The 267-nt window shown below is 31.1% G+C and carries 1 pseudogene; it reads right to left on the reverse strand.

The annotated features are described in order from the left end of the window. Positions 1 to 52: 52 nt before the first annotated feature. Positions 53 to 267, reverse strand: a pseudogene (locus LQ675_RS14945) (transposase); the annotation flags it as partial.

Raw genomic sequence — 267 nt, forward strand, 5'->3', positions numbered from 1 at the left:
GAGAAGATCAGCCAAATGTACTACTTTCCCAGCAACCCTTAAAAGGGTTGTTTTATTTTGTCTTCTTTCGAGTTTCTTCCCCAGTAAAAGGTTCTATGTACTCTATCATTGTTAACTGTTCTGCTACTATATCCTCTTGTAATTGATTTCTTATATAATTTTCTATCACTTTTTTATTCTACCAACTGTATCTACATAAAATCCTTTACACCAAAATTTTCTGTTACCATATCTATACTTTAAATGGGCATGTCTATCAAATATCAT

It is taken from the genome of Mammaliicoccus sp. D-M19 (assembly GCF_022386695.1).
Taxonomy (GTDB): domain Bacteria; phylum Bacillota; class Bacilli; order Staphylococcales; family Staphylococcaceae; genus Mammaliicoccus; species Mammaliicoccus sciuri.